The sequence below is a fragment of the Methylobacterium sp. 22177 genome, from assembly GCF_052045615.1.
GTDB lineage: Bacteria > Pseudomonadota > Alphaproteobacteria > Rhizobiales > Beijerinckiaceae > Methylobacterium > Methylobacterium radiotolerans.
Genome location: NZ_JBQEPK010000006.1, coordinates 185,790 through 191,789, shown reverse-complemented (window position 1 = coordinate 191,789; position 6,000 = coordinate 185,790). Strand labels below are relative to the sequence as shown.

The window sequence follows — 6,000 nt, the reverse complement described above, 5'->3', positions numbered from 1 at the left end:
GCGACACCTTCGAGAATCCGGCAGGGTGGTGGGAAGGCCAGAGCCATGCGCTGAGGGTCTGAACCCGGACGGTCTGACGAACGCCCTCCACCATCACAGCACTCTCGGCTCACCGGTACACAGCCGGCCGATCACCTGCGACCGCGCTAATCCGCCGACACGCGGACACGCGTCGACACGGGTGTATGGCTCGGCTAGACGCGCCGCTCCCGAATCCGGAGCGGCCCGATGCACCATGCCAGGAGCGATGACCTGCCGGCCCTGCTCCTCGCCCTGGCTACGGAGAATGCCGAACTGCGCCTGCAGCTCGGCGAGGCCGTGCAGATCGAGCGCGACGCCTGGCACACCCAGGCCGTGCAGCTACAAACCCGCCTCCAACGGGAGGGCTGATCGGCGACAAGCCGAGCTTGGCCTGCTACACCGCGGCCTCTTCCCGCCAGGTGCTCGAGGCGTTCGCGACACCGCACGGCACCGTGGCGGGCAAGCGCGCGACGACAGGTGACCGCGGGCCAGTTCCCCTCGGTTCGCCCGTGACCCCTCGGCCGGGCGGTCGCGTGAGGGTCGGCGCCGCGGTGGAACTGGTCACCGCACGCGCCGGCTCATGGCCCACTGATATGCCGGGCTGAACCCGCGCGGCACGGCCTTGGCATGGGGAGGCAGATCCGCCGCCAGGCCAGTTGGGCCCACGATGCACCTCGACCTCGATCAGCCCGTCGAACTCACCCTCCGGCCCAGCAATGTTCCCGTTCGCATTCCGGCCGTGTGATGAAGCGGCTTATGGGCTCAGCGTCGCCGGGTGGTGGTTCGGGCTCGAGCGCGGACTTGCGCGGCGGTCGTCGTCGGACCTGAGGCGAGCCGGGATTGGGCTTACCGGATCCGCGGGCTTCTCCTTGTCGGGACGATGCTGCCAGCCTTGAGATGCGCTGTGTGGGACGGCTTGAGATGTAGCTTATGTCCTGCCATCTCCCGTCCTTCTCGTTGCGCCTCGCGGGTCAGCTTGGTGGCGTCTTGCGTTCCCGACCGTGACGCGCTTGGTTGGGGGATGCGGGCTCTCGTTGTCAGCACACACCACGCACCTCCGGAGGGCCATTCGCGGCCAGAACCCAGAAAAGCGATTGTGGCAAAGCCGTTTGGGCTGGCCAGAAATGGGTTCGATTGCCGGTTCCAAGCCGACGAGCGGACGCGTGAGGATCCGAGCGATAATGATGCCAACATGGGGTGATCAGCGACGCGACAACCGTCCGATACGCCCCGCACACGATCTGCCTCGACGCACAGGCATAGGCGCGACAGCCGCGCCGTATACCGGACGCAAGAGACTGTGATGCCGGGAACAGCTCGGCCATAGTCTGGAGCATAGAGTCGGGCGGCGACGCGCACGATGCGGGTGCGACGTGTGCAGATCGTCCGATATGCTCGGAGCAAGGCCGGCAGAGCCCGAACACGAATGGAAGGCAAACCGGAGCCAAGTCGATCGACATCCGGGGACGGCCCGACGCACAGTCTGAAGTAGCTTCAGACCTCCCACCGTCCGAGGCAGAAGGGGGAGGTGGATCCATCGGGTGATACGGGCTGATTTTTCCCGGTCGCGCCGGACCGGAGCTCCGGTGCTCAGCCAATGGGTTGAGGCAGGATGGCGGCACGGAGGAGTGCCGGTCTTTTTGCCGGTTCGGCTCGATCGGATGGAGCGCCACGGCTGCCTGCACCTTCAGTGCGTGTGGTGTGATGCCCTTCTTGCTACCGTACCACGACCGTCTTCTAACGCCTCTTGCCGGACCCGACCCGTACCCTGCCGTGCCTCCACCGACGTGCCACGTCGCCGTTCGGGCTGAGACCGGATCCGACGGCGCCGCCACCCATCCGCTGTAGCGTCTGCGCAGTTGAGGAAGGCTGCGGCCACGACGGGCTACAAGGACCCACAGGGTGCCAGTCGTTGCCAGCAAGTTTGCCAGCGGTTTGCCATAAGCTTGGGGTTATCACACCACACGCACTGAAGCGTCTGAGACCCCGTAGGCCTGTCGAGGTACCCGGCTGCGCGGACGGCGTCGATCGAACTGGCCCCGTGGCTTCCGGCCGTCGTCCAGTCTGCTCCACGAATCCTTATCCGCAAACGAAAACGGCCGGCCTCGAGGCCGGCCCAGCGTCCCTCTTGGAACGATCCGCCTCACTCTGCGGCGGTCATCTCGGCGGTGTAGTGGCCGCACCAATCCTGGGTGGCGACCACCGGCCAGAGGCCCTTGGACTCGGGCGCGGGCGCGGGCTGGCTGACCGGCGGGTTGACGCGGCACAGGCCAGCATCGTTCTGCGCGACGGCGCCGTTGCCCTTGTGCTCGTCGAAGAAGCGGCAGGTCTCACACTTGGCGTTGGCCATGATCGGGCTCCTGGAACTGGGTAGCAGCTGGCGACTGCGCTCAGTTGCAAATTAGAATAAATCTAATCTATCGGTCAAGACGAGGGTTCGGGGCGGAGGCCGCACGCCGCATCCGTCTGTGGACAGGCCTTGCCGTGGCTGTTCGCACTGCTCGGCCTGCCGCTAGGCTCAGGCGGATCCGCCGTTGCGACCGGGATGGTGCGCGGCCAGGGAGAACCGGGACCGCCAGGCACGTGAGCCAGCCCCTCGACAGCATCGCCACTGTCCTCGAAGGCACGGGCGACTACCGCGTGCTGCGCCGGCTACAGCCGCTGGCTGGCCATCCGGACGCCCCCGAGGAGCCGACGTTCATCGGCCTGGTGGTCGACGTTGAGACCACCGGCACCGACTTTAGTACGGACGAGGTGATCGAGCTCGGGATCCTGAAATTCGAGTACGGCGCCAGCGGGCGCATCTACCGGGTTCTCGACACCCTCAACCAGCTGCAAGAGCCGCAGAAGCCGATCCCGCTGGAGATCACCCGACTGACCGGCATCACCGACGCCGATGTGGCAGGGCAGCGGATCGACGATGCGGCGGTGGCGCGGATCGCAGCCGACGCTGCCGTGGTTATCGCGCACAACGCCAGCTTCGACCGGCAGATGTGCGAACCGCGCTGGCCGGTGTTCCGCGAGAAGAACTGGGGCTGCTCGTGCCACCAGATCCCGTGGCGGGCGGAGGGGCACGAGGGGCTGAAGCTCGGCTACCTGCTGGCCGATTGCGGGTTGTTCCACCGCGGCCACCGGGCGATCGACGACTGCCATGCACTGCTGGCGCTGCTCGCCCGTCCGCTGCAGGCCTCCGGCCAGCTGGCGCTGGCCGCGCTCCTGGAGACGGCGCGCAAGCCGACGGTGCGGCTATGGGCGCAGGGGTCGCCGATTGAGACCAAAGAGCTTCTGAAGGCGCGGCGCTACCGCTGGAGTGGCCGTCGCCGCTGCTGGTACGTCGACTTGGATGAGGATCAGATCGAGATCGAGCGGACGTTCCTGAGCGAGGCGATCTACCGTCGTCCGATCATCGACCTACCGGCCGACCGGTTCACGGCGCGGGACCGGTATTCGGTCCGGACCAATCCCGAGCAGAGTGCCTGAACAGGAAAAGCCCTGCTCGTACGCTTATTCGCATAAGGGGAGGATATGGAGCGGCGCGGTTGGGTACAAATTATCAGCTCAAGTTATCGCACCAGAGCGCCCGGATCGCGTCCCATCTCCTTCATCGCCATACGGTAGGTCAGGTCGTGAGAGGCAAGCGTATAGGCGATGAATAGGTCGGTAGCCGCGAGAGCCTGCGGTGTCGCGGCAAAACGCCTCCGACTGCCTTCTGTCCAGATAATGAGACCACTTGCTTCTGCCGTGGTGATGATGTTTCGGATGTGCGACCGCGACGTCCTGAAGCGATGCTGTATCTCTGTAAGGTCCCGCTCGTGCATCGATTTATCGGGATCGGTCGCTTGCCGATCTGCTAGCATCAGCAGTACATTGAGGCCCTGGTACATGTTGTAGAAGGGTAAAAGCTCGACGATTTCTCGGAGAAAATTCCCGATTACGGGGAAGATCTCAACGGCACATCGGCGTTGGGCGAGGTGAAATTCTGGATCGCGTGCTATGGGGAGGCCGTAGCCGGGTTCGGGATATAGGAGCTGCAGGGCTTCATAATAGGGCGCGATCACCTCGCGATCCCAAGCAAGTAGCTTCTCGGTGGGTTTGAGCAGGCGCAAGCGGCCGTCCGCAACGACGCGCTCCTGTACGATGTGACCGGTTTCGGTGAGGCGTCGGACGAAATCGTCGATCTGGCGCGGACTTGAGAACCCGAAGGTGGAGACAGCACGCTTGAACAAGGCCAGCGTCGGCCACGTTGCGCGGTTCGCCTCGTCGAAATTTGCCCATAGGCAAACGATCGCGCCCAGCGCCGCGGTGCGGTAAGCTGCGCTTTGCCAGCCACCCGGGAAAACGGCGCTTTCGTAGTTGGCGATCGTGTCAGGAACGTAGCACCGCCGCATCCGCGCAAAGTCGGGATGCACCAGGATTTCGCCCACGGTGCGGTGATCGACCTCGGGCAAAAGGCGACGCAATAAGGGATCCGACTGCGGAATGTCCCCGGATTTGGCCGCCTGCCGCGGCTTAGGTTGCTGCAAACCCGCATCAGCGGCGACGGTTTGGCTCTCTTCCGCACATGCAGTTTGCATCACTATATGTTTCAAAGCGCGATATTTCCCACTTTTATTGGGCATTGTCATCAATCAGTTGCCTGACGGAACTGATATTCGGTTATTTTCAAGCAAAACTTGACCGGCGCGCTGCGAATATTGCACAACCTTATCTTTGTCTATTCCTCAAAATACATGTCATCGCAGGCTGTGCGATCTCGTCGGCATGCGATGATTGACCTTTGTGTTGATCGAACTGCACCAACGTACGCCGTAACATCACCAAGTGCACCTAGGCACGGATCATAGACAAACAGATCGCTGTAAACGATCATGTGAAGACATGTGTCAGATACAGAGAAATCATCTGCCCATCTTTCCCGGAGCAACTTTAGGTTTTCGCCGAACTAAGCCGGCTAGCCATTATAAGCGATCGTCGCAATTTTTGACAAACGGCACTCTTGCTCGACATAAATCCACACGTTAGAATTTCAAGTAAGTTCAACTGCCGCATCAGAGAAAGTTCAGTCATGGTTTGACAAAAATTACATCGTTATTTCAGTTTCGCTCATGAGCGCGATCTTAGTTGAGTGCCACAGAAACAGATATTTGTTTATGACTAACGGGAATGCCAAAGGTAAATTCGAAGGTGGCCGTGCAACCGGTATCGACGCCGCGTCCGACGCACTTGCAAGTATGCGCCTCAAATTGCTTGCAAGTACATACGTAAACTCAGCACTCAGAAATTCCTCCAGTCAAATTGCAAGCGCTTTCAGAGACAACGATGATCAAATAAAAGAAGGCGCGTCAAAAAATTCTGGCGGAAAATTTGAAATCTACCATAAAGATGCCGCGCCATCGGAAGAATGGATGCCTCGCGTTTTCATTGCGGGTACGGCCTTAACGGGCATCATCTACATGACGATTGATCATAAATCCAAGGAAAATGAGTTGGTTGTCGGCTTGATTTGCGTCGCTGTCTGTTTCTTTTTTTTGACTATACTTGCGTTTAGAAGAATAACTGTTGTTCGCACCATCGAGGCGACAGGGTCGCATCGAATATCTGGAACACAAAAGACTAGAGGTATATATCCTACGTCAATGAAGTCGCGAGCATACGACTTGCGTGAATATTTGGGTCGCAATTCAAATCTGCCACACTCGCTAAAAAGCGAACGTGTAGGCTGGCATGAACTTATCCGTCGGAATAGGACTTCTGGCTATTCTGCTGGCTAATTGTCATCAAGGCTCAGAGTATAGATATCAATTTGAATTTATTGCTGTATCTTTCGAATTTTTCATGATATAAACTTGACAATAAAGCTGCTGATTGGTCTGACATAGAGCTTGGCACTCAATGTCTATCAATCATGTGGAATCATGATCACTTTAAGATCTGTGCAATGGACTGGAGATACTACTACGATCAGCTGCCTTCTCAAAA

General features: G+C 59.9%; 5 protein-coding genes. 3 read left to right on the top strand and 2 right to left on the bottom strand.

What is annotated here, in order from left to right:
• Positions 1 to 228 precede the first annotated feature (228 nt).
• Entirely contained in the window at positions 229 to 390 is a 162-nt protein-coding gene (locus ACTJK8_RS09295; RefSeq protein WP_440761828.1) for a hypothetical protein, read from the top strand.
• A gap of 1,774 nt (positions 391 to 2,164) precedes the next feature.
• Here ACTJK8_RS09295 and ACTJK8_RS09290 read toward each other — a convergent pair.
• A complete protein-coding gene (locus tag ACTJK8_RS09290; RefSeq protein ID WP_440761827.1) occupies positions 2,165 to 2,371 on the bottom strand; it encodes a hypothetical protein in 207 nt (68 codons plus the stop codon).
• A 233-nt stretch (positions 2,372 to 2,604) separates the two neighbouring features.
• On the opposite strand from ACTJK8_RS09290, the gene ACTJK8_RS09285 reads away from it, so the two are divergent.
• The gene (locus ACTJK8_RS09285) at positions 2,605 to 3,501 is read left to right on the top strand and encodes a 3'-5' exonuclease (protein ID WP_058606639.1); all 897 of its coding nucleotides are present in this window, start codon (positions 2,605 to 2,607) and stop codon (positions 3,499 to 3,501) included.
• Positions 3,502 to 3,584: 83 nt separating this feature from the next.
• Here the strand turns inward: ACTJK8_RS09285 and ACTJK8_RS09280 are convergent, their stop codons facing one another.
• Complete coding sequence (locus ACTJK8_RS09280; RefSeq protein WP_440761826.1) at positions 3,585 to 4,646, bottom strand: hypothetical protein; 1,062 nt, start codon at positions 4,644 to 4,646, stop codon at positions 3,585 to 3,587.
• A 525-nt stretch (positions 4,647 to 5,171) separates the two neighbouring features.
• Here ACTJK8_RS09280 and ACTJK8_RS09275 point away from each other — a divergent pair.
• Positions 5,172 to 5,792 (top strand): hypothetical protein, encoded by a 621-nt coding sequence (locus ACTJK8_RS09275; RefSeq protein ID WP_440761825.1) that lies wholly within the window; start codon positions 5,172 to 5,174, stop codon positions 5,790 to 5,792.
• Positions 5,793 to 6,000: the final 208 nt, after the last annotated feature.

Coding starts and splice junctions, on each gene's coding strand:
- ACTJK8_RS09295 (WP_440761828.1), top strand. CDS start 229: ATGCACCATGCCAGGAGCGATGACCTGCCGGCCCTGCTCCTCGCCCTG.
- ACTJK8_RS09290 (WP_440761827.1), bottom strand. CDS start 2,371: ATGGCCAACGCCAAGTGTGAGACCTGCCGCTTCTTCGACGAGCACAAG.
- ACTJK8_RS09280 (WP_440761826.1), bottom strand. CDS start 4,646: ATGACAATGCCCAATAAAAGTGGGAAATATCGCGCTTTGAAACATATA.
- ACTJK8_RS09275 (WP_440761825.1), top strand. CDS start 5,172: ATGACTAACGGGAATGCCAAAGGTAAATTCGAAGGTGGCCGTGCAACC.